The sequence below is a fragment of the uncultured Arcticibacterium sp. genome, from assembly GCF_964021845.1.
Taxonomy (GTDB): Bacteria; Bacteroidota; Bacteroidia; order Cytophagales; family Spirosomataceae; genus Arcticibacterium.
The window spans coordinates 511,466-531,823 of sequence record NZ_CAXHZC010000002.1 but is presented as its reverse complement, the minus strand read 5'-3'; the positions used below and the strand labels follow the sequence as shown (position 1 = coordinate 531,823).

At 36.8% G+C, this 20,358-nt stretch carries 20 protein-coding genes; 13 read left to right on the top strand and 7 right to left on the bottom strand.

Going from position 1 to position 20,358, the window contains the following annotated elements; all coding sequences use genetic code 11:
- The first annotated feature begins 305 nt into the window (after positions 1–305).
- The 6 genes from gltX (at position 306) to AADJ06_RS08955 (ending at position 4,441) form a co-directional block, all read left to right on the top strand.
- Positions 306–1,805, top strand: a complete 1,500-nt coding sequence (gene gltX / locus AADJ06_RS08980; RefSeq protein WP_341226097.1) for a glutamate--tRNA ligase — start codon at positions 306–308, stop codon at positions 1,803–1,805.
- A gap of 92 nt (positions 1,806–1,897) precedes the next feature.
- Positions 1,898–2,128, top strand: a complete 231-nt coding sequence (locus tag AADJ06_RS08975; protein ID WP_341226096.1) for a DUF2283 domain-containing protein — start codon at positions 1,898–1,900, stop codon at positions 2,126–2,128.
- Positions 2,119–2,361 carry a DUF4258 domain-containing protein gene (locus AADJ06_RS08970; protein WP_341226095.1) on the top strand — a complete coding sequence of 81 codons (243 nt, stop codon included), beginning with the start codon at positions 2,119–2,121 and terminating at the stop codon, positions 2,359–2,361. The genes AADJ06_RS08975 and AADJ06_RS08970 overlap by 10 nt, the downstream gene beginning before the upstream one ends.
- A 105-nt stretch (positions 2,362–2,466) precedes the next feature.
- Positions 2,467–2,664, top strand: a complete 198-nt coding sequence (locus AADJ06_RS08965) for a hypothetical protein (RefSeq protein ID WP_341226094.1) — start codon at positions 2,467–2,469, stop codon at positions 2,662–2,664.
- Positions 2,661–3,440, top strand: a complete 780-nt coding sequence (locus tag AADJ06_RS08960) for a TIGR00266 family protein (protein WP_341226093.1) — start codon at positions 2,661–2,663, stop codon at positions 3,438–3,440. Before AADJ06_RS08965 ends, AADJ06_RS08960 begins: the two co-directional genes overlap by 4 nt.
- A 143-nt stretch (positions 3,441–3,583) precedes the next feature.
- Positions 3,584–4,441 carry a sugar phosphate isomerase/epimerase gene (locus tag AADJ06_RS08955; RefSeq protein ID WP_341226092.1) on the top strand — a complete coding sequence of 286 codons (858 nt, stop codon included), beginning with the start codon at positions 3,584–3,586 and terminating at the stop codon, positions 4,439–4,441.
- Positions 4,442–4,495: 54 nt separating this feature from the next.
- On the opposite strand, the gene AADJ06_RS08950 is transcribed toward AADJ06_RS08955, so the two are convergent.
- The 5 genes from AADJ06_RS08950 to AADJ06_RS08930 all read right to left on the bottom strand — a co-directional run bounded on the left by AADJ06_RS08950 (position 4,496) and on the right by AADJ06_RS08930 (position 11,411).
- On the bottom strand, positions 4,496–5,089 hold the full coding sequence (locus AADJ06_RS08950) for an SET domain-containing protein (RefSeq protein ID WP_341226091.1): 594 nt from the start codon (positions 5,087–5,089) through the stop codon (positions 4,496–4,498).
- A gap of 142 nt (positions 5,090–5,231) precedes the next feature.
- On the bottom strand, positions 5,232–8,165 hold the full coding sequence (locus tag AADJ06_RS08945) for a DEAD/DEAH box helicase (RefSeq protein WP_341226090.1): 2,934 nt from the start codon (positions 8,163–8,165) through the stop codon (positions 5,232–5,234).
- A 406-nt stretch (positions 8,166–8,571) separates the two neighbouring features.
- Entirely contained in the window at positions 8,572–9,027 is a 456-nt protein-coding gene (locus tag AADJ06_RS08940; RefSeq protein WP_341226089.1) for a DUF4440 domain-containing protein, read from the bottom strand.
- On the bottom strand, positions 9,014–9,973 hold the full coding sequence (locus AADJ06_RS08935; RefSeq protein WP_341226088.1) for a kelch repeat-containing protein: 960 nt from the start codon (positions 9,971–9,973) through the stop codon (positions 9,014–9,016). Before AADJ06_RS08935 ends, AADJ06_RS08940 begins: the two co-directional genes overlap by 14 nt.
- Positions 9,974–9,998: 25 nt before the next feature.
- Positions 9,999–11,411 (bottom strand): PQQ-dependent sugar dehydrogenase, encoded by a 1,413-nt coding sequence (locus AADJ06_RS08930; RefSeq protein ID WP_341226087.1) that lies wholly within the window; start codon positions 11,409–11,411, stop codon positions 9,999–10,001.
- Positions 11,412–11,543: 132 nt separating this feature from the next.
- Here AADJ06_RS08930 and AADJ06_RS08925 point away from each other — a divergent pair, with 132 nt between their 5' ends.
- On the top strand, positions 11,544–12,425 hold the full coding sequence (locus AADJ06_RS08925; protein WP_341226086.1) for a DNA adenine methylase: 882 nt from the start codon (positions 11,544–11,546) through the stop codon (positions 12,423–12,425).
- A gap of 2 nt (positions 12,426–12,427) precedes the next feature.
- Here the strand turns inward: AADJ06_RS08925 and AADJ06_RS08920 are convergent, their stop codons facing one another.
- Positions 12,428–13,204: an AMP nucleosidase gene (locus AADJ06_RS08920; protein ID WP_341226085.1), complete on the bottom strand. Its 777-nt coding sequence runs from the start codon at positions 13,202–13,204 to the stop codon at positions 12,428–12,430.
- A gap of 28 nt (positions 13,205–13,232) precedes the next feature.
- Between AADJ06_RS08920 and AADJ06_RS08915 the strand changes: the two genes are divergently transcribed.
- The 4 genes from AADJ06_RS08915 (at position 13,233) to AADJ06_RS08900 (ending at position 16,747) form a co-directional block, all read left to right on the top strand.
- On the top strand, positions 13,233–13,688 hold the full coding sequence (locus tag AADJ06_RS08915) for a type I restriction enzyme HsdR N-terminal domain-containing protein (RefSeq protein ID WP_341226084.1): 456 nt from the start codon (positions 13,233–13,235) through the stop codon (positions 13,686–13,688).
- A 231-nt stretch (positions 13,689–13,919) separates the two neighbouring features.
- A complete protein-coding gene (locus tag AADJ06_RS08910; protein WP_341226083.1) occupies positions 13,920–15,857 on the top strand; it encodes an ATP-binding protein in 1,938 nt (645 codons plus the stop codon).
- A 7-nt stretch (positions 15,858–15,864) separates the two neighbouring features.
- Positions 15,865–16,263, top strand: coding sequence for a response regulator (locus AADJ06_RS08905; protein ID WP_341226082.1), 399 nt, complete (start codon positions 15,865–15,867; stop codon positions 16,261–16,263).
- Between the two features lie 76 nt (positions 16,264–16,339).
- The gene (locus AADJ06_RS08900) at positions 16,340–16,747 is read left to right on the top strand and encodes an OmpA family protein (protein ID WP_341226081.1); all 408 of its coding nucleotides are present in this window, start codon (positions 16,340–16,342) and stop codon (positions 16,745–16,747) included.
- Between the two features lie 14 nt (positions 16,748–16,761).
- On the opposite strand, the gene AADJ06_RS08895 is transcribed toward AADJ06_RS08900, so the two are convergent.
- The gene (locus AADJ06_RS08895; RefSeq protein WP_341226080.1) at positions 16,762–17,259 is read right to left on the bottom strand and encodes a hypothetical protein; all 498 of its coding nucleotides are present in this window, start codon (positions 17,257–17,259) and stop codon (positions 16,762–16,764) included.
- 154 nt (positions 17,260–17,413) lie between these two features.
- On the opposite strand from AADJ06_RS08895, the gene AADJ06_RS08890 reads away from it, so the two are divergent.
- Both AADJ06_RS08890 and AADJ06_RS08885 read left to right on the top strand, forming a co-directional pair.
- Positions 17,414–19,540 carry a hypothetical protein gene (locus AADJ06_RS08890; RefSeq protein ID WP_341226079.1) on the top strand — a complete coding sequence of 709 codons (2,127 nt, stop codon included), beginning with the start codon at positions 17,414–17,416 and terminating at the stop codon, positions 19,538–19,540.
- A 135-nt stretch (positions 19,541–19,675) separates the two neighbouring features.
- Positions 19,676–20,347 carry a DUF2461 domain-containing protein gene (locus tag AADJ06_RS08885; RefSeq protein WP_341226078.1) on the top strand — a complete coding sequence of 224 codons (672 nt, stop codon included), beginning with the start codon at positions 19,676–19,678 and terminating at the stop codon, positions 20,345–20,347.
- Positions 20,348–20,358: the final 11 nt, after the last annotated feature.

The following is a 20,358-nucleotide window of genomic DNA, read 5'->3' as shown; positions in this document are numbered from 1 at the left end:
TGAAGGGTCTGGTTGAAGTTATGAAGCAATTTAAGGAAGAAATGTTAATTGGATATCGAAATTGAACCGCAAATAGCTGAATGGTTAATAGTTGGCGTTGAAAGCCTAGGTATTCGTGGAATAGAAGCTTACCACTAACTTATCGGGCTAATGCCTAGCGTGCTCCTGTTTTAGCGGTTGAAGAACTAAGCGTGAAGAAGTGTAGCAATTAATCCTTAGCCAACTCTAAAAAACAATCCATACGCATTCTTCTTACTAAATCTTAAAATACCTACTTTTGCAGCCCAAAATTATCAAGAATATAGATGTCAGTACGCGTACGTTTTGCTCCAAGTCCTACAGGTCCACTTCATATTGGTGGTGTTAGAACAGCCCTTTATAATTACCTTTTTGCCAAGAAAAATGGTGGTGAACTAATTCTTAGAATAGAAGATACCGATCAAACAAGGTATGTAGAAGGTGCAGAAGAGTACATAGTTGACAGTTTAGCTTGGTTAGGAATAAACTTTGACGAAGGCCCGAAAGATGGTCCAAACGCTCCTTACCGTCAGTCTGAAAGAAAAGAGCTTTATCAAAGACATGCTCAGCAATTAATTGATTCTGGAAAGGCATATTATGCTTTTGATACTTCAGATGAACTAGCGGCTTTAAGAAAAGAACTAGAAGAAGCCAAGGTTGACAACCCTTCGTATAATTCGGTAACACGAATGAAAATGAAGAACTCTATTACGCTAGGAGCAGATGCTACTAAGGAGTTGATAGAAAATGGAACACCTTATGTGATTCGTCTTAAAGTGCCTTTGAAGGAAGAAATTCGTTTTCAAGATGCTATTAGAGACTGGGTGGTGGTTCATTCTTCTACCATTGATGATAAAGTGCTCCTGAAAGCTGATGGTATGCCAACCTATCATTTGGCGAATATTGTGGATGACCATGAAATGGCCATTACACATGTAATTAGAGGAGAAGAGTGGTTGCCGTCGGCTCCATTACACATATTGTTATATAAGGCCTTTGGTTGGGAGCATCCTAAATTTGCTCACCTACCTTTATTGCTTAAACCAGAAGGACCAGGTAAACTGAGTAAACGTGATGGCGATTTAGGAGATTTTCCTGTTTTTCCTACCGCGTGGAATGATGGAAAAGGTGAGGTAATGAGAGGTTTTAGAGAAGATGGCTATTTGCCAGAGGCTGTTCTAAATTTCTTAGCTTTATTAGGCTGGAATCCTGGAACAGAACAAGAGATATTTACTCTGGAAGGGCTTGTAGAAGCTTTTTCTTTAGATAGAATTAATAAGTCGGGTGCTCGTTTTGATGTGGCTAAAGCCAAATGGTTTAACCAACATTACATTAAAGAGATGGACGATGCCACTTTGACTGCAATGGTTAATGAGAAAGTAAAGGACGAAGCTTTAGCGGCTAATTTGGTTAAGCTAAACAAGGACAGGGTTACTTTTGTAGCGGAAATAGTGACACTAGTTCCTTATCTTTTTGAAGCTCCTGCGGCCTATGATGAAAAAGTAGCTGGAAAAGCGTGGAGCGATTTAGCTAAGCAAGGAATGCCAGTTATTATAGACTTGGTTAATGGAATGGCTGATGCAGATTTCAAATCTGAGGCTATTCATAATACGCTTTGGGAAGGCTTAGCTGGCAAAGAAATAAAGCCAGGCAAAGTAATGCAGGCACTAAGACTAGCATTAACAGGAGAAGGAAAAGGACCAGATTTAATGCTAATGTTAGAAATACTTGGCAAAGAAGAAGTAGTCAAAAGAATTCAGACTGCTTTGGAGAAGCTGGGAGCTTAGTTTTTTCAATTAATAACTAGAACTAAATACTTTGGTTTTCTTGTTCTAATATAGCAATTAGCTTAAATTGAGTTAATTAAAGAAAGTTCGAGATGAAAATGAAACTATTTGAACAAGTAAGTTTTGATTCGGAGGTTGATGCTTGTTATATCACCCTTTCGAACGAAGAAGTAGTGGAAACAGAGCAAAGAGGGGAAAATTGCTGGGTAGATATTTCACAGTCTGGTGGACTAGTAGGAATTGAAATACTTAAAGTGTCACAAAACTATCCCTTGATTAATAGTATTTTACTGTCGAATAAAGAAGTTTCTGAGTGCGTATAATTTTAAGCAATCATGCTAGAATACGTGCTCAAATGAGGAATATATCTTTTGAGGAAATAGTGGAATGTATTCTCAATCCTGATAAAATCACGCTGGAAGAAGATTCGAAAGTCTGTTACAAGAAATTGACAAATGAAAATAAGAAATTATTAATAACGTATACTTCAGATTCTGAAGGAGTGATTAAGGTTATTACTGTAATAAAAACCTCCAAAGTGAATAAGTACTTATAATTGTAAATCTCCCACTTATCAAGCAAAAGGAACTCACCATCATAATTTACGTTATGTCGGTGAGTTTTTTTATATTTTAGTCTTAACATTATTCAAAACAAGATTATGGGAAAGAAAAAAGAATTAAACGACGATAAGCCAAAGGTGCACAAAGACCTTGATGGTTTCGATATCAAAATCAACACCTTCGGTGAAATTCAGATGTCATACGATGTTGAGAAAATCAATAATTTCTTAAATGACAACGTAGACGACAAAAAACTAAAAGATATAGACCCACCAAAAACAAAAAAGAAGAAATGAGAAGTCATGAAATAGATTATGAAATCTTGGGTGAAGATATCCAAGTAGTAGAAATAGAATTAGACCCGAGCGAAACCGTTATAGCCGAAGCAGGAAGTATGCTTTTTATGGAAGACGGCATTCAGTTTGAAACCAAAATGGGTGATGGCAGCAATGCCAACGAAAGTGTTTTAGGCAAACTTTTCAAAGCTGGAAGCAGGGTTTTGATGGGAGAATCCCTTTTTATGACTCACTTTACTAACCGTGGACATGGTAAAAAGAAAGTAGCCTTTGCTGCTCCGTATCCTGGCACCATAAAGCCTGTAGATTTATCTGAAATAAAAGGAAATACACTCATAGTTCAGAAGGACGCATTTCTGTGTGCGGCTATGGGGACACAAATTTCGATTCACTTTAATAAGCGTTTTGGAGCAGGACTTTTTGGTGGCGAAGGTTTTATTTTGGAAAGAATTCAAGGTGACGGACTTGCTTTTATACACTCAGGTGGCGTAGTAATGGAGCGTACCTTAAATAATGAAACATTAAGAATAGACACAGGCTGCATAGTAGGTTATGAACCTCAGCTTAATTTTGATATTCAGCGTGCTGGTGGACTAAAATCAATGGTTTTTGGAGGTGAAGGAATGTTCTTAGCAACACTTTCTGGTACAGGAAAAGTATGGATTCAGTCATTACCTATTTCTAAATTGATAAGACGTTTATCTCCAGCGGGTGGAAATGCAAATAAAGAAGGAGGCTCCGTTATTGGAGGTTTGGCGGATATGTTTGAGAGTTAGGAAGGCATGCCCGCGATTCTCAAAAAGCGGCTATTTGTCTATTAATTTGAACGAAGGTTTTCTACTCGGTTTACTCTTGCCTTTTATTTCAATATCTTTACTTTTCAATAAATAACTGAATTAGTTTAAATATATCTAACCCAATGAAAAGAAGAGATTTTATATACCAAGGTAGTGCTGCTCTAGCTTTAGCTATGACATCCGGTAATTTACTTGCAAGTAGTAATAACCTGGGTACTGTAAAGAAGTTTGGATGTCAATTATATAGTGTGCGTGACCTGATGCCAAAAGACGCAAAAGGAACCATGGAGAAATTGGCAGGAATGGGTTATAGGTTATTTGAAAGCTATTCTGCAGACCCGTTTTGGGGAATGAGTCCGAAAGAATGTAAGAAGTTCTTAAAGGATATTGACGTGAAAATGATAAGCACGCACATGCGTTTAGATGGCATTACGGATGAGCTAGCGGCTAATGCTGCTGAAGCTGGTCTTAAATATGTGATGTGTCCGTTTATTGGTATGCAACCTAGCATGGATGCTTGGAAAAAAGTGGCTGATAAATTTAATGCTGCAGGAGATATTTGTAATAGACACGGTATAAAGTTTGGGTATCATAATCACTCTTATTCTTTCGCTTTTGTGAGTGGAATGAAGGGGCAGATGGTGCTTTTAGAAAATACAGACCCGGAAAAAGTTTGCTTTGAATTGGACATGTGTTGGTCAGAAGCGGCCGGAGAAAATACCATAGCACACTTACAGAAATATGGTAAAAGATATGAACTATGCCATATCAAACAGCTTATATCAAAAGAACCTAAAGAAGGTGAGAAGCGACCAGTTCAAACAGATTTGGCAGATGGTGTTATAGATTATGCAAAACTATTAAGAGTGGCTAAAGATAATGGTATGAAATACTATTTGGTGGAGCAGGAGCAATACCCAAAAGACAGCATCACTAGCATGGCAAACGATGCTGAGTTTATGAAGAACTTAATTTTTTAAGCTTTTTAAAGAGAAAAGAATTGAAAAGCAGAAGCCAAATGGCTTCTGCTTTTTTTATGCTGGTACCTGATGCATTAATGCCGATACGGACTTGTATTCTTCTGGGTACTTTTTCAGAATAGCTAATTCTCCTTTCGTTTGGTCGTCTACTAAACTCAATAAAGGCTGATTTACATCAAACAGAAAGAAAATAGACTCCTTGATTTTGGCATCCCAATCTTGGTAATATTTGCTGAAATCATCTGGTGCTATTTTTTTTCGACAGCAGGTTTCTCCACAGCTGAGTGGCATTTCTTCTTTTAAATTAAATATGCCGTATTCGTCAGTAATTTGCTCGTCGGGGTAAATGTCTCTAATGGCCATTTCAAAGCCGTAGCCAGTACTTATGGTGTTACAGTTGCAGCAGTGGTTAACATACTTTGCAAAGTCCCAGCTTATGATGTTATCGCCGTTTTGATCTCTGTAAGAATATTTTTCTATTATTTCCTTAACCTCTGGCGTATGCTCTTTAAAACGTTCATCAGAAATGATGATTTCTAAGGCATCTTTGACGTAAGTGATGGTACCTTTTGGGATAAATCTGGTGGCAAAAACACCGTATCCTATTTGCTCATTGATGAACACTAATTTCGTATGAGGATGAATCATTTTAACCTGTTTTTGTAATCAATATTTGAATACAATTTTACAGATAATTTCAAACGAAAATGTAAAACTATTCTTAATTATTTATTGGTATAAACTACTGGTTTTTAGTAAAATAGTTCCTTGATGTTTTGTGATTCTTATCTTATTCTAGAAGATTCAAAATATCCTCCTGATTAAGAGATTTCATGAAAGTCTCTTCGGTGGTGATGAGTTCGTCAAATAATCTTTTTTTCTTGTTTTGGAGAGCCAATATTTTTTCTTCTACTGTATTTCGGCTAATGAACTTGTAAGTAAATACAGTGTTTTTCTGACCTATTCTGTGGGCTCTATCTACAGCTTGGGCTTCTATGGCGGGGTTCCACCATGGGTCTAGCAGGAACACATATTCTGCTGCCGTTAGGTTTAGACCTACACCACCAGCTTTTAACGAAATTAAGAAGACTTTGATGTTTTCATCATTCTGAAAATTATCAACTTCTTGTTCTCTGTTTTTTGTACTTCCGTCTAGATATGAGTGGCTTATTTTATTATCATTGAGGTACTTTCTGATAATGGTTAGGTGTTTAACGAATTGACTAAATACTAAAACCTTAGAACCACTTTCTATAATACTTTTTAGCTTATGAATTACGTCAGAGTCTTTTCCTGAGTCGCCATCGTATTCAGGGTCTACCATTAAGGGGTTGTTGGCCATTTGACGAAGTTTAGACAAGCCCTGCAAGACCACTAATTGCGATTTATTGACACCCTTTTCTTGAATATGATCAATGATCATATTTCGGTAATAGGCCTTTGTTTCCTCATAAAGCTTCTCTTGAGCTTTTGACATGTCACAGTATTGCACACTTTCTATTTTCTCGGGAAGCTCAGTGGCTACTTGAGATTTATGCCTACGAAGCATGAAAGGCTTAATTTTACTGTAAAGCCTTTTAGAAGCCTCTTCATCACGCTTTTTTTCTATCGGTAGTTGGTATTTATCTTTAAAATATGCCTGCGAACCGAGTAGCCCAGGGTTTATGAAAGTCATTTGACTCCATAAGTCCATCGTGCTATTTTCTAATGGAGTTCCAGTTAGAATAAGCCTATTTTTACAGTTTAAAAGCCTTACGGATTTCGAAATATTTGACGAAGGATTCTTTATAGCCTGCGACTCATCCAAAATCACGTACTCAAATCTGAATTTTTCTATGAATTTAATATCTAGTCTCAAGACACCATAAGAAGTCAGAATGAGATCGTAATCTTTAAAGTGCTCCGTCTTCTTTATTCTTTGTCCACCAGTATGCTTAAGTGTTTTTAGTTCAGGTGTAAAACGCTCCGCCTCTTTTTCCCAGTTATAAATTAAGGAAGTAGGCATTACCAAAAGTATAGGATTTTTGATACCATCATTTTTGATTGATTGCAAAAACGCTAAAGTCATCACCGTTTTTCCTAAGCCCATGTCATCGGCTAGGCAGCCGCCAAGGTTGAAATCTCGTAAGAAATTTATCCAGTCATAACCTGCTTTTTGATAAGGCCTAAGTTCTCCCTGGAAACCCTCGGGAACCTCATAAGATTTAATTGACTCAAAATTATTTAGCCCTTGAAGCTTCCTTCCAATGACGGTGGTTGCTAATCCATCCTCTTCTAAATTTTGAACCAGATTTAGGTGATGTTTTTTCAGAATAAGTTCATCTTCTTCGCCAATGTCTGTTAAAGTGAAAAGCTCATGATACCTAATAAACCACTCTTCAGGAATAACCGCAATATGTCCGTTAGGGAGCTTAAACTCACGAATGTTAGCCAAAACTAGCTCGCGAAGTTTCAAGAAAGGAACTTCAAAGGAGCCAAATTGCACTTTTGTTTTTATGTCAAACCAGTCAGCGTTTTCTTCAATGCTAACTTCTATGGAAGATGTGCCCAGATGATATTTTTTTTCCGAGTCGGCAGATTGTTTGACGGCTATTCCTGCATCTTCTAAAGCTTTGGCATTAAGCTGTAACCAGCTGAAACCTTCATTCTTGTTAAGAGCTTTTCTGCCGTGAATAAGGTCTTGTCCTAAAGCTTTTATTTGATTGATAATATCTTTCTCAAAGTCTAAATCTCTTTTAATCTTATGAAAAACCCAGCCATCTCCTTTTTCTTCCACTTTTACATTGGCATTAGCTGCTAGGCTATCAAACCTAAAAGTGGAATTTCCGTAAACAAAACTCAGGTCAAAGTTAATTTTATCTGGACTGTCTGCAGCTTTTGCTGGTGTGTCAAATAGGGTAGGAGATTGCTTTTTTGTACTTAAGTCTGTGATGAGTAGCTCCGGCGAAGCGGTTGCTCTTTCTTCTGTAATTTCAAAACCCTCTCCATGGCCAAAGACATTAAACTGAGCTATTAGTGGCCCAACAAATTTCCTGAAATAGGTCTTTTCAATTCTGCGTTCTATCCTGATATTGTTTTTGTCAAAAAACGGACGCAGTTTTTTTCCGTCAATATGCTTATCGAAATAGTGAAGCCTGTTTTCGCTTAAAAGAAAAGCTGGGGAGTCGCTGAGCATTTGAGCTCCTACATGCTGTAATCTAACTTTTTCACCAGCACATTTTAGTACTGGAAAGTAAATGGTGTGGTCTTCTTTACGGTGAAAATTCATGAAAACCTTCGTTTTCTCACCCATAACTTTTACTTCTTGTCTAGTAGGGTCACCGTCTTCACCCATGATGAAAAAACGTTTGCCTACCAGTTTGGGTAAAATTGCCGCCCTATAATTATTCAGGTACTCTTCTATGGCAGCCTGCATGCCAAGGTCGGGTCTTTCGCCAGCATATACTTTAGTGAAATAGTCGAAGGGTTTTAGTTTTTTAGGGTTGAACTTTTGAAGTATGGTATCTTGGTGAATAGCGTCCATTAAGTTTACCAATTCAATATCAACATCGTCAATACCTTTAGAAAACTCTTCAATATTTCTTGACGATACATTTTGATGAGCAAAAGTCAGCTCACCTCGCTGATTTAACTGCACCATAAACGACTCAAACAGGTAGCCTAAATACTGGTGTTGATAGAGGGAGTAAATGATGCTAAACGGTTCCGAAGTAGATACCTTCATGTCTTCAAAAAGATAGGCTAAAGTACATTTTAACCTTCCTTTGAAGGTTAGTAAACTCCGAAATTAATCAGCAAGATTTGGGTGGGCAAATAAACTTATCAACAGCTGAAATTTAAAAGAAGATGTCAAAGGTATTATAGCAACAGATATTGAATTCTAAGATGAAATTAGGAGAGCTTAGCATATGATATGTAATCTCGTTGAAAGTAATCTATAATGAATTCGAAATATCAAGAGCATAAGAGTCCCGTGAGGGACTAAACATAGGTAGCCCGAAGGTCGAATAAATAAAGAGGTTGATGTTCAGACGTCCCTTAGTGACGATACATTGGTTTGATGCAGTTTGTTACTTTTTTTGTATTCTTACAAAGAGGCGTCTGAATAAGAAAATGTTAGAATTAGCGAATCACCTCGGAACAATTGTAGAATGTAATAACTCCAGTTTCCAACCTTCTTTAGTTTTGATGGCAGAGCCACTTTCTAGCCAGTGAAGTTTTACCACAGACTTACCATCAATCTTTATGTTGGCATAATTTTGATAAGCTACCCAGGCCAATTTACCTTTTACTTTGATATCTAGAAAATCAAAAGTGTTGATTCTTTCTGGCTTTATTTTTCTGGCATTTGCTCTATCTATATAAGAGTAAACTGAGTCAAGGTTCCAAACTATGCCAGCTTCTAAAAGAAGAAAATCGCTCGTATAATATTGAGTTACCTTTTCTTTCTTTTGTTTACTGAAAATATCATCAAAAGAGTTTTGAATTAAGGCTTTTAATTGTTCTTCGTTACTTCCCTTTTGAGCTTTAAGCGAAAAGGGAAGAACAAAGAGTAAAAGAATAAAAGCTATTCTATTTACAGCCATAACATTCCAAACTGTTTAATTCTGGGCTTCCACCGGCATTTCCTACACCTGAAGAGATATAAACCTTGTTACCAATTTTAGCTGCCCCACTAGCATGTCTTCCTCTAATCAAATGAGGAAGTGTGCTCCATTTCATGGTTTTTAGGTCAAAAGCCTCTACCTCATTATGAGCGAGCTTTTGGTCGGCGGCTTCTCCTCCCATAAAAAGAACTTTAGAGCCAATGGTTGCCACGCCTGGCCCAGCTCTTAATGTTGGAATGTTAGCACCTTCTATAGTAGTCCAGGTATTCGTTTTAAAATCATAAACGTCGGTATAAGGAACAGTAAGTGTCATTACTTCACCTGTCCTATGTCTTGACTTTCTACCTGCGGCTATCACCACTTTGTTTTTGACTACTCCTGCCACCACGTGGTCTCTAGCATGAGGCGAATCAGGTAATTCTCTCCATGTTCCTGTTTTTGGGTCAAACTCATCAAACCAAGCTACATGACCATCCCAGTGTCCGTCTATAATTCCATTTACTACATAGATTTTGTCTTTGTACACAAACACGGCAGCAGAGCCTCTTTTTCTAGGGACTTCAGGTCCCACTCGCCATTCGTCCTTTTCAGGATTATAGATGTATACATTAGGTATAGGAGTTTCATGAGGGAAAGGGCCTGTTAACGCACCTAAGACATAAATCTCCCCATCATATGCCACGGCTTGAAAATGATGTATTTCTAAAGGTAGTTCTCCTTTTTTCTCCCAGGTGTTGGTTTCGGTGTCATAAACCTCCATCGGTTTCAATCCTCTTCCACCAAATAGGTATAGTTTTTTACCAATAGCCACCATAGAGTTTTCACCACGCGGGGTGCTTTCGCCAATAGTTTCTAAAGTTGTCCATTCCTGAGCAAATCCGGTAAAAGAAACGCTCAGGGCAACTAGTAATAAGATTTTTTTCATTTCAATAGGGTTGAATAAATAAGAATTATTGAGGCAATAACTTGTAAACTACGCCAGGCTTTTCTACGCCCACATAAATGAAGCCATCGGCTCCTTGTGTAACACTTCTAAGTCTACCGATATTAGGCAGAAGTTTTTCTTCATTGCCAACTACTCCATCTTTCAGGCTTACTTTATTTAAGTATTTGAAGCGAAGCGAACCTGCTAAAATATCTCCTTGCCAAGCTCCATATTTATCTGAAGTGACGTAAGTCATTCCACATGGGGCTATTGATGGAATCCAGTACAATTCTGGCTGTAACATGTCTTCTTTTTCAGTAATGTCTGTAAAGGTGGTAGCGTCATAGTTAATACCATAAGATATCACTGGCCAGCCGTAGTTTTTCCCTTTTAAAATAATGTTCAGTTCATCTCCACCTCTAGGGCCATGCTCATGCTCCCAAAGAGTGTTAGTGGCTCTGTCAATATCCAGTCCTTGAGGGTTTCTATGACCATAACTCCAAATAGACTTTATAGCATCTGGTGTATTATAGAAAGGATTATCTTCTGGAATGCTTCCGTCGTCTTTGATTCTATGAATTTTTCCACAAGCATTGTCTAAAGATTGAGGGTTCTTATCTCTATTTCCTCTGTCTCCAACAGAAACAAAAAGGTATCCGTCATTGTCAAAAATCATTCTAGCTCCATAATGATGACGGGTTGATGAATAAGGCACGGCCTCAAAAATATCTTCTTTACTCACTAAGGTATTTCCCTGTAACTTTCCACGAGTCATGGCTGTGGTAGAAACAATCCTTCCATTTTCGTTTTTATGTTTGGCATAAGTAAGGTAAATCCAGCCATTTTCTTCATAGTTAGGGTGAAGTTTAACGTCAAACATTCCTCCTTGACCTGTAGCCAAAACTTCAGGAACTCCTGTAATCTTAGATTTACTTTTATCTGGAGCTATTTTCCAAAGGTCGCCTTCTCTGTCTGTAACCAATAGGCTGCCGTCAGGAAGAGTTGTGATTCCCCATGGACTGTCCAAACCATCAATTACTGTTTCTAGTTTGACAGTAATCCCTTTTGATTTATAGGTGTCTGTTTTTTCTACGTCCTCAAAATCATATTGGTCTACAGTTTCTAGACTGCTAACTATTAAGTCGGCTAATTTGGCAATGTCTTCTGGCTGAATGGTATTTTTCCAGATTGGCATTCCAGCGTCAATATATCCGTTGCTAATACTAGCTATAATGGCATCTTTGGTTTTGCCGTGTAGCCATTTTCTGTCTACAAATGCTTCAACTTTTTCACCATGACAGGAGGAACAGTATCTGTCATAAATGGCTCTGGTATCAGCAAATTGTTTTGTGTCATCAGAACCTGTATTTAGGCCAGATTTTTTAGAGCAACTAGCTAAAGCAGCTAGGCATAAAAGGAAAGAACAAATTCTTAACATTAATAATAAGGTTTATTTTCGTGTGAATTTAGTTATTAGATTGGCAATGAAGAAATTTGTGCTGTTAGAAAGTAGCTTAGTGTAGAATAACAGTGCTTATTATTTCATTTTTTGTTAAAAATAAGGTATTAAATGGCAAAACCGTTTTTGAAATGGGCAGGCGGGAAAAGTCAATTGATTGACGAGATAGAGCATCGGTTGCCTGAAAGGTTAATCGAGAGTTCATTTGTTTTTGTTGAGCCATTTGTAGGAAGCGGAGCTGTTTTGTTTTGGGTACTGCAGCGTTTTCCTAATTTAAAAAAAGCAGTGATTAATGATGTCAATAAAGACCTTTGTAACTGTTATGAAGTTATAAAGTCAGATGTAGAAAGTTTGATACTAATTTTGACCAAATGGCAGGAAGAGTACTATGCGATATTGAAGGATGAAGTAGCATGTAAGAAGTATTTTTATAGCAAAAGGACGCTATTAAATATGAATACTTCTGAAAAAGTAATTCAGGCAGCTTTGTTTATCTTTCTGAACAAAACATGTTTTAATGGCCTATACAGAGTTAATAGGAAAAATGAATTCAATGTCCCGATAGGGCGATATAAAAAACCTCGGATTTGTGACGAGAAGAACTTGAGAGCAGTATCTAAATTGCTAAAGAAGGTGGTAATTTTAAACAGTGATTATACTGACACCTTGAAGCATGCGGGTAAATTTGCTTTCTACTACTTAGACCCACCATATAAGCCATTGAGCAAAACCTCAAGTTTTAATTCGTATGCCAATGTCATTTTTGATGATGTAGAGCAAACAAGACTAAAGAAGTTTTGTGACCTTTTAGACAAAAAGGGCCATTTATGGCTTCAGAGTAACTCTGATCCTAAAAATACAGAGCCCGATAATAATTTCTTTGACTTTCTTTACAAAGCATACTCCATACAAAGAGTTAAGGCCAACCGAAGAATAAATGCAGACCCTATCAAAAGGGGTGATTTGACAGAGCTGCTTATCTCCAATTTTTAGTATTAAGTCTCAAAACGCATGTGCTTCACAGACTTACCTGACTCGGCGAGTTCGTTTAAGGCGTCAATACCTATCTGAATGTGCTTTTGAACAAAATTAGTGGTAACCTTTTTGTCACTTGCTTCGGTTTTTACACCGTCAGGAGTCATTGGGTTATCAGAAACTAAAAGTAAGGCTCCATGCGGAATAGAGTTAACAAAACCAACAATGAATATAGTGGCTGTTTCCATGTCAATACCTAAAGCTCTAATATCTCTAAGGTAATCTTTGAATTTTTCATCATGCTCCCATACGCGTCTGTTGGTGGTGTAAATGGTACCAGTCCAGTAGTCCATGTTATGCTTGATAATGGCTTCAGAAACCGAACGCTGTAATCTAAAAGAAGGCAATGCAGGAATTTCAGGTAGAGCATAGTCGTTACTTGTTCCTTCTCCTCTTATAGCGGCTATAGGAAGTATGAAATCTCCTAAGCTTGTAATTTCTTTTAAGCCCCCACATTTCCCTAAAAATAGTACTGCTTTTGGCATTACGGCAGAAAGTAAATCCATTACTGTGGCTGCCATGGCACTTCCCATACCAAAATTGATAATGGTAATGTTACCATAAGAGGCCGTTTGCATGGCTCTGTCTTTTCCTTTAACCTCTACACCAAATTGCTCTGCAAACATTTCCACGTAGTTACCAAAGTTTGTTAGTAATACGTAAGGTTTGAACTCGCTTAGCTCTGTACCAGTATATCTTGGGAGCCAGTTTTTAACTATGTCTTCTTTGTTTTTCAATAAATATATTATGTTTGATAAAATGAATATGACAAAGCTTAATTTGCCATCTATAGATTGCAAAATTACTGAAATTGAGGGTAAAATTCAGATTTTTGATATTATCAGAAAGAAAAATATAGTGCTAACTCCGGAGGAATGGGTTAGGCAGCATCTAGTTCATTTATTGATAAACCAGCTGTACTTTCCGAGAAGCTTAATTAGGGTAGAAGGTGGTTTGTCATATCATGGTATGGCAAAACGCAGTGATATTGTGGTTTTTGACCAAAAAGCTAAACCTTACCTTTTAATAGAGTGCAAAGCCCCAGATGTCAAATTAGATAAGAAAACAATTAGTCAAGCCTCCATATATAATAAAACATTAAATGCTCCTTTTTTAGCTATAAGCAATGGTCTTAAAACGTATTGTTTTGAAATGGGTAGTAATGGAGAAAACTCTTCTCAGATGAACGGTTTTCCAGAGTCACCTAGAGTGAAAAAATGAAGTAGTCTGTCGTTTTTTTGATAATAATCTAAAATAATATTTCCTTTATTTAGATTGATTATCAATAATTTCTACACTATTAGGTGGGTTGAACAAAAATATGAACCTTTATTCGAGGTCTTCAATAGGTTGATAGCGTATTATTTTTTCTAAATTGTATTATATTTTATCCCTAGCAGGGTTTACCCTTTTGCAATATTTCTTTTCATGTCCTGTTTTAACCACTATTAAATGCTAAGTAGAATTAGTTCAACTTCGTTTGTGATAGTGCGTAGCATTGCTATTCTGGTAATTATAATAAGCGTTATAGTGATGTCTGGATGGCTTTTTAAGTCCTCCGAAATAATAACGATATTTTCGGATACGGCTACCATGAAGTTTAATACTGCATTAGCTTTTAGTTTGACAGGTTTTAGCCTGTTATTTTTTTCTGCTAAACGTAGCTTTTTTCAGAAAGTAGCCATTCAGTTTATCTTTATTATTTGTGCTTACACTGTTTTAGCTTATTTTTTTAAACTTCCCTTTAGTATTGACAACTTATTAGTTCAAGATACCCTTTCAGAAAGTTATCCTGGTAGAATGTCTTTGGGTACAGCTCTATGTTTCATGCTGATGGCTGCGGCTATGTTTTTTTCAAATTATAGAGCAATAAAATTAAAACGCAAAGCCATATATTTTTTGGGTGGAGTTATTCTCATTTGTATTCTTTCTGTTATAACCTTTGTTCTTCAAACCCCTGTACAGCTAAAAATGTCTTTTATTGACAGTATGTCTATCAGTACTGCAAGTCTTTTTCTGCTGCTTGTTTTTGCGTTGTACAAAAAGAATAATGCTTACGGTATGGAGAGGGCTTATCTTAAAGGTTTAGCGGGTAATAGGCTAATGAAGTTTCTTCTCCCTTTTGTGTTATTAGTCCCACTCAGCTTAAGTTATATTTTACTAAGATTAATAGGCTCAGGAAAAGTGGGTATAGAGCTCGGCATTATTATTTATACCATCTCATTTACCTTAGGCGGAATCCTTTATGTGGCATTTTTGGGCATTAGGTTAAATAAAATAGACTTTAAAAGAAAAAAGCTTCAAGAATTTTTTGAGAACTCAAACCAAGAGTTATCTCAATTTAAGTATGCATTAGATAAGAGTTCTTTAATTACTATTACAAATGCAGATGGCACTATTACCTACGCCAATGATAAGTTTTGTGAAATTTCGAAATATAGTAGAGAGGAGATTATAGGTCAAACCAACGAAATAGTAGATGCTGGGTATCATTCAAAAAGTTTTTTTGAAAATTTGTTTAAGACCATAAGGTCAGGAGAGGTTTGGACGGGCGGAATAAAGAGTAGAGCAAAAGACGGTTCTTTTTATTGGGTACATACGTCAATTGTACCTTTTAAAAATAGTGAGGGAGAGGTTTATCAATTTTTAGATATGCGTCAAGATATCACTGCAGAAAGAACACTTTCTGAACAGTATGAAAATCTAAAATTACGGAATCAGGAAATTGAACAATTCTCTTTTATAGCCTCTCATGACCTGCAAGAGCCACTTAATACCTTGAAGTCTGTGGTATCACTGTTAACAGATGAGTACGGTGATAAGCTTGATGATGATGCTAAAAGATACTTTGGTTTCATGACCCAAACCACCACGAGGATGGAGAATTTAATTAAGGGTTTGTTAGATTACTCAAGACTGGGTAATCATAAAGAAATTCAAATGTTGGATTCTCAAGAAATAGTGAGCAATGTTTTAGCTGAATTATCAAACTCAATTAAAGAATCAAATGCCGTTATTTCTTTTAAAACATTACCAGAGCTAAGAGTATACGGTAAAGAGTTTAGACTTTTGATGTGGAATTTGATTGTAAACGCTATTAAGTTTTCGCGTAAGGGCGTTCCTCCTGAAGTAAATATAAGTGCCATAGAAAAAGACGCTTATTGGGAATTCGGAATTTCTGACAATGGAATTGGTATTGAAAAAGAACATAGTCAAAAAGTTTTTGCGATATTTACCAGACTCAATGATAGAGAAGACTTTGATGGGGCAGGAATTGGCCTAGCTCATTGTGAAAAAATAGTCCGACTTCATGGAGGCACTATTTGGTTCGAGTCTGAAGTTGGTATAGGGACTACTTTCCACTTCACAATTAGTAAAAACCTAACTTAGGATTAGAATGGGAGTTAAACTTGACAGTATTTTGTTGGTAGATGATGACCATATTACCAATTTTATACATCAGAAAATTATAGACAATCTAAAGTGTGCTAATAATGTTAAAGTTGTTAAGAATGGTTTAGACGCTATAGACTATCTAAGTCAAGATTTACCTAAGCTTCCTGATTTGATATTTTTGGATATTAACATGCCCAAAATGAATGGTTGGGAGTTTTTGGAAGCTTTTGGTACCCTGAAAAGAGCTGATAAAAAGAAAACAATAATAGTTATTTTAACTACTTCGCAAAACCCTGACGATTTTGAGCGAGCAAAGGCAAGCCCTTTTGTTAAAGTAATTGAGAATAAGCCACTTACTAAAGACATGATAGCTAACATTGTTACCTATTATTTTGGCTAAGTAGTGCTTATATAAGATTTACTAGCTTGCTCTCTGTCAAGTTTAGTCTTAACTTCATTCTTTTATTTCTTTGTGAATGAGGCTTATCATATTATTTTACTTCCTTTTGGTTTCTGGAGGTTCTTTTGCTCAAGAGCCTAAAGAGATACTGCGAAGTATTTATTTTGGAGGCGGAAGTTGGTACATAGACGCTGAACAAAAGCAAAGTTTAGAGGAACTCATTCAAAGTATTCCAAATTTAGAATATTACGAAATTAAAATTACCAGTCATACTGATAATATTGGAGGGAGAGAGTTTAATGAGTATTTGAGTAGAATGCGAAGTTCTTCTGTTATTCAGCAACTTATAGATTTTAAAGTTCCCCAAGAAATAATCAGATATAAAGACTTTGCCTCTGATGCTCCAGTTTTTGACAACACTACAAATGAAGGTAGAATGCGAAATAGGCGTGTTGATATTCTATTTACACCCATTCCATTTTAGTTAAACATTTTTTTCTAAGCTATTTCAATTCTTGTCTCTAGGCTTTCTTCTAAAAAGTGATGAATTCTAAAAGTTTGCTCTACGCCTAGTTTTTGACCGGTTTGAGAGGCAATGTAAAGCCCAAGAATAAACAGAGACAAAACGGGTAGAATCCATAGTATTTGAGCATCTTGGTTTAAGCTTAATTTGACTAAACCGGCCATTGCGGTAAATAAAAAGGAAATACCAAGACTAGAGTATAAGAAGGCAAAGATTGCCCATAGGCTAGGTTTGGGGCCATACTTTCCTCTTATTATAGTTCCTTCACTTGTACTTTCTAGCGTTACATTTAAATGGGGAGACCAAAAATGCTTATCCTTTTGGACAATTTCCAAATGAAAGTGATTGCTATACACACCGCCCTTTATTCCCTGAGAGTTGTCTTTAAGTTTAGATAGAATTTTACCTTTTAAAGCTTCTTCTTCAAGTGAGATGTTTTTTTTAAAACGTGGCCTGCTTCGTATGCTAGTCATTTCAGTTAGGGTTAAATCGGTTACAAGTTAGATTAAACCGAAATTAAATAATATGATTTTTGGCATGTCTTTTCTTTATTAGGGACTAGCCATGAAATTAGCTTTGTTTAAAGTTGATTTTTTATCAATTTCAAAGTTCATTTAAAAAATTAGCATGCCTTTCAAAATAATTGGATTGTATATCCTAGTCATAGTTTTAACTTCTTGTGACTCTGAGCAAATTGATAGAGAAAAACTCGTTTCACGCCATAATGTCCATCTCACCCAAGCCGATTCTTTAAATTCATTGACCGTAGGTAATGGTAGTTTTGCCATGACGGTAGATGTCACAGGTTTACAGTCTTTTCCTGACTATTACGAAAAAGGTGTGCCACTAGGTTTGCAGTCGGAGTGGGGTTGGCATGCTTTCCCAACAGAACGAGCGTACGATATCTCCGAAACTGATGTGTTATTAAAATCTCATGGACGAGAGGTACCTTATGCAAGGCAATGGCCTGCAAATACCGAACAAGGAAAGGCTGGAGATTATATTCGTCAAAATCCACATCGAGTTCATTTGGCCCAGTTAGGTTTTGAGTTTATCAAAAAAAATGGTGAAGTGGTTTCTTTAGATGAAATAAGAAATATTGACCAAACTTTAAATGTTTGGACGGGTGAAATACACAGCAATTTTGAAATTGAAGGTGTTACTGCTGAGGTGTTGACGGTATGTAACCAAAAGGCTGATATAGTTGGTGTGAAAGTCAAGTCAAAATTAATAGAGGCCGGTAGAATACGTCTTAGATTAAATTTTCCAACACCCAGCACGTCATGGCGAGATAATGGCAATTTTTATGACAATAAGGAAGACGCTCGTCTTCAAATGGATTCGTTTTCACCAAAGCACTACGCTATTGAAAGAGAAATAGATAATCTGAAATATAAGCTTGTTTATAATACAAATCTCGATATCAAAGATGCTAAAAGTACCAGCAAAGGTGTAGTGCTTTATCCAGCTCTTAAAGCTCAAGAATGGTCTTTTACATGCTCCTTTATGCAAGATTCTTCTTTGGAAGACGATTCTGATTTTGATACTATGGCTTCGGAAAACCAACTGGCTTGGAAGGGCTTTTGGAATAGCGGAGGAATAATTGATTTTAGCAATGTTAAGGATGAACGTGCCAAAGAATTGGAGCGAAGGATGGTGCTGTCTATGTATTTGACAAAAGTTAACTGCGGGGGTATTACTCCACCGCAAGAAACGGGATTGACTTTTAACTCATGGTATGGAAAACCTCACATGGAAATGATATGGTGGCATGGCGTGCACAATCCCTTATGGGGAAGGATTGAGGTTTTAGAGAAACAAGTTGATTGGTACCTGAGAAATGAAAAAAAAGCGGAAGATTTAGCGAAAAGACAAGGTTTTAAAGGTGTTCGCTGGCAAAAAATGACTGACCCTTGGGGAGGGGAAACACCTTCTTCTGTAGGAGCTTATTTGATTTGGCAACAGCCACATCCTATTTATTTTGCGGAGTTAATTTATGGTCAGAATACTTCAAAAGAAGTTTTGGATAAGTACGCTGATTTGGTTGAGAGCACTGCTACGTTTATGGCCGACTTTGCCTATTATGAGCCAACCTTAGAAAGATACATTCTTGGCCCTGGTGTAATTCCAGCACAAGAACGTTTCAAGCCCGAAGAAACTTTTAATCCTACTTATGAGCTGGCCTACTGGCGTTGGGCTTTAGAAAAGGCTCAGGACTGGCGAGAGCGACTAGGTAAAGAAAGAAATAAAAAATGGGATGAGGTCATAACTGGCCTATCACCCTTACCTCAGAAAGATGGCCTTTATTTAGCTACAGAAAATGCCGAAGATTCTTATACCAATGAGCATTTTATGACTGACCATCCGAGTGTTTTTGGGACCTATGGAATGCTGCCGGTCACTGATGGTTTAGATAAAGAAGTTATGAAAGCCACTTTTGATAAAATATGGACAGACTGGCAATGGCATGACACATGGGGCTGGGATTTCCCTATGACTGCCATGACCGCTACTCGCTTAGGATTACCGGAAAAAGCAGTGGATGCTTTGCTGATGCCAATTACCACAAACACCTATTTGGCAAATGGTCATAATTATCAAACACCAAGATTAACTATTTATTTACCTGGAAATGGCGGTTTTTTAACCGCTTTGGGAATGATGGCAGCTGGAACTTTAGAAAATCCAGAAGCTAATCAAGGTTTTCCTAAAACTTGGGATGTGAAATGGGAAGGTTTGAGTAAAATGCCTTAAGGTTTATGCTAAATAGCTTAGTAATAAGGAGTGTTTTATGGACCTATAAAAAACAAATTTATAACTTAGATTTTCTATATGGCAGCTTTACTTGGGTTAGCTTTAGAGGCAATGAATACGAAATTTTGAATAATCATGACAGCAATAGCAAAGGACACGTTTCAGTTTTTAACCGAATTAAAGGCCAACAATAACAAAGATTGGTTTACAGAAAATAAACCAAGATATTTAGTGACCAAGGAAAACTTTGAAGCTTTTATTGACGACTTAATTAAAGAAATTACAAAATTCGACCCTAGCATAGCTCATCATACAGGAAAAGGTTGTGTTTTTAGAATTTATAGAGACGTCCGTTTCTCGAAAGACAAGTCTCCATATAAAACGCATATGGGAGCACACATTACATCTGCACTGAAAAAATCTGATATACATTCTCGGTCTGGTTATTATATTCATATAGGTGCAGGGGAGTGCATGTTGGCTGGTGGAGCATACATGCCGCAGGGCGATTGGATTAAGGCTATAAGGCAGGAGATTGACTATAATGGAGATGATTTAAGGAGTATAATTGAGAATGAAAAGTTCAAAGAAACCTTTGGTGAGTTAATGGGAGAGAGCCTAAAAAGACCACCAAAAGGTTATGATGCAGAACATAAACATCTGGATTTATTGAAAAGGAAAAGCTTTTTGGCTCAGCATAGTTTAGTAGATAAAGAGGTGACACAACCTGACTTTTTAGCTAAAGCCGCTGATGTTTTCAAAACTTTAAAGCCTTTAGGAGATTTCTTGAATGTCGCCTCGAAATAGGATTTTTTTTA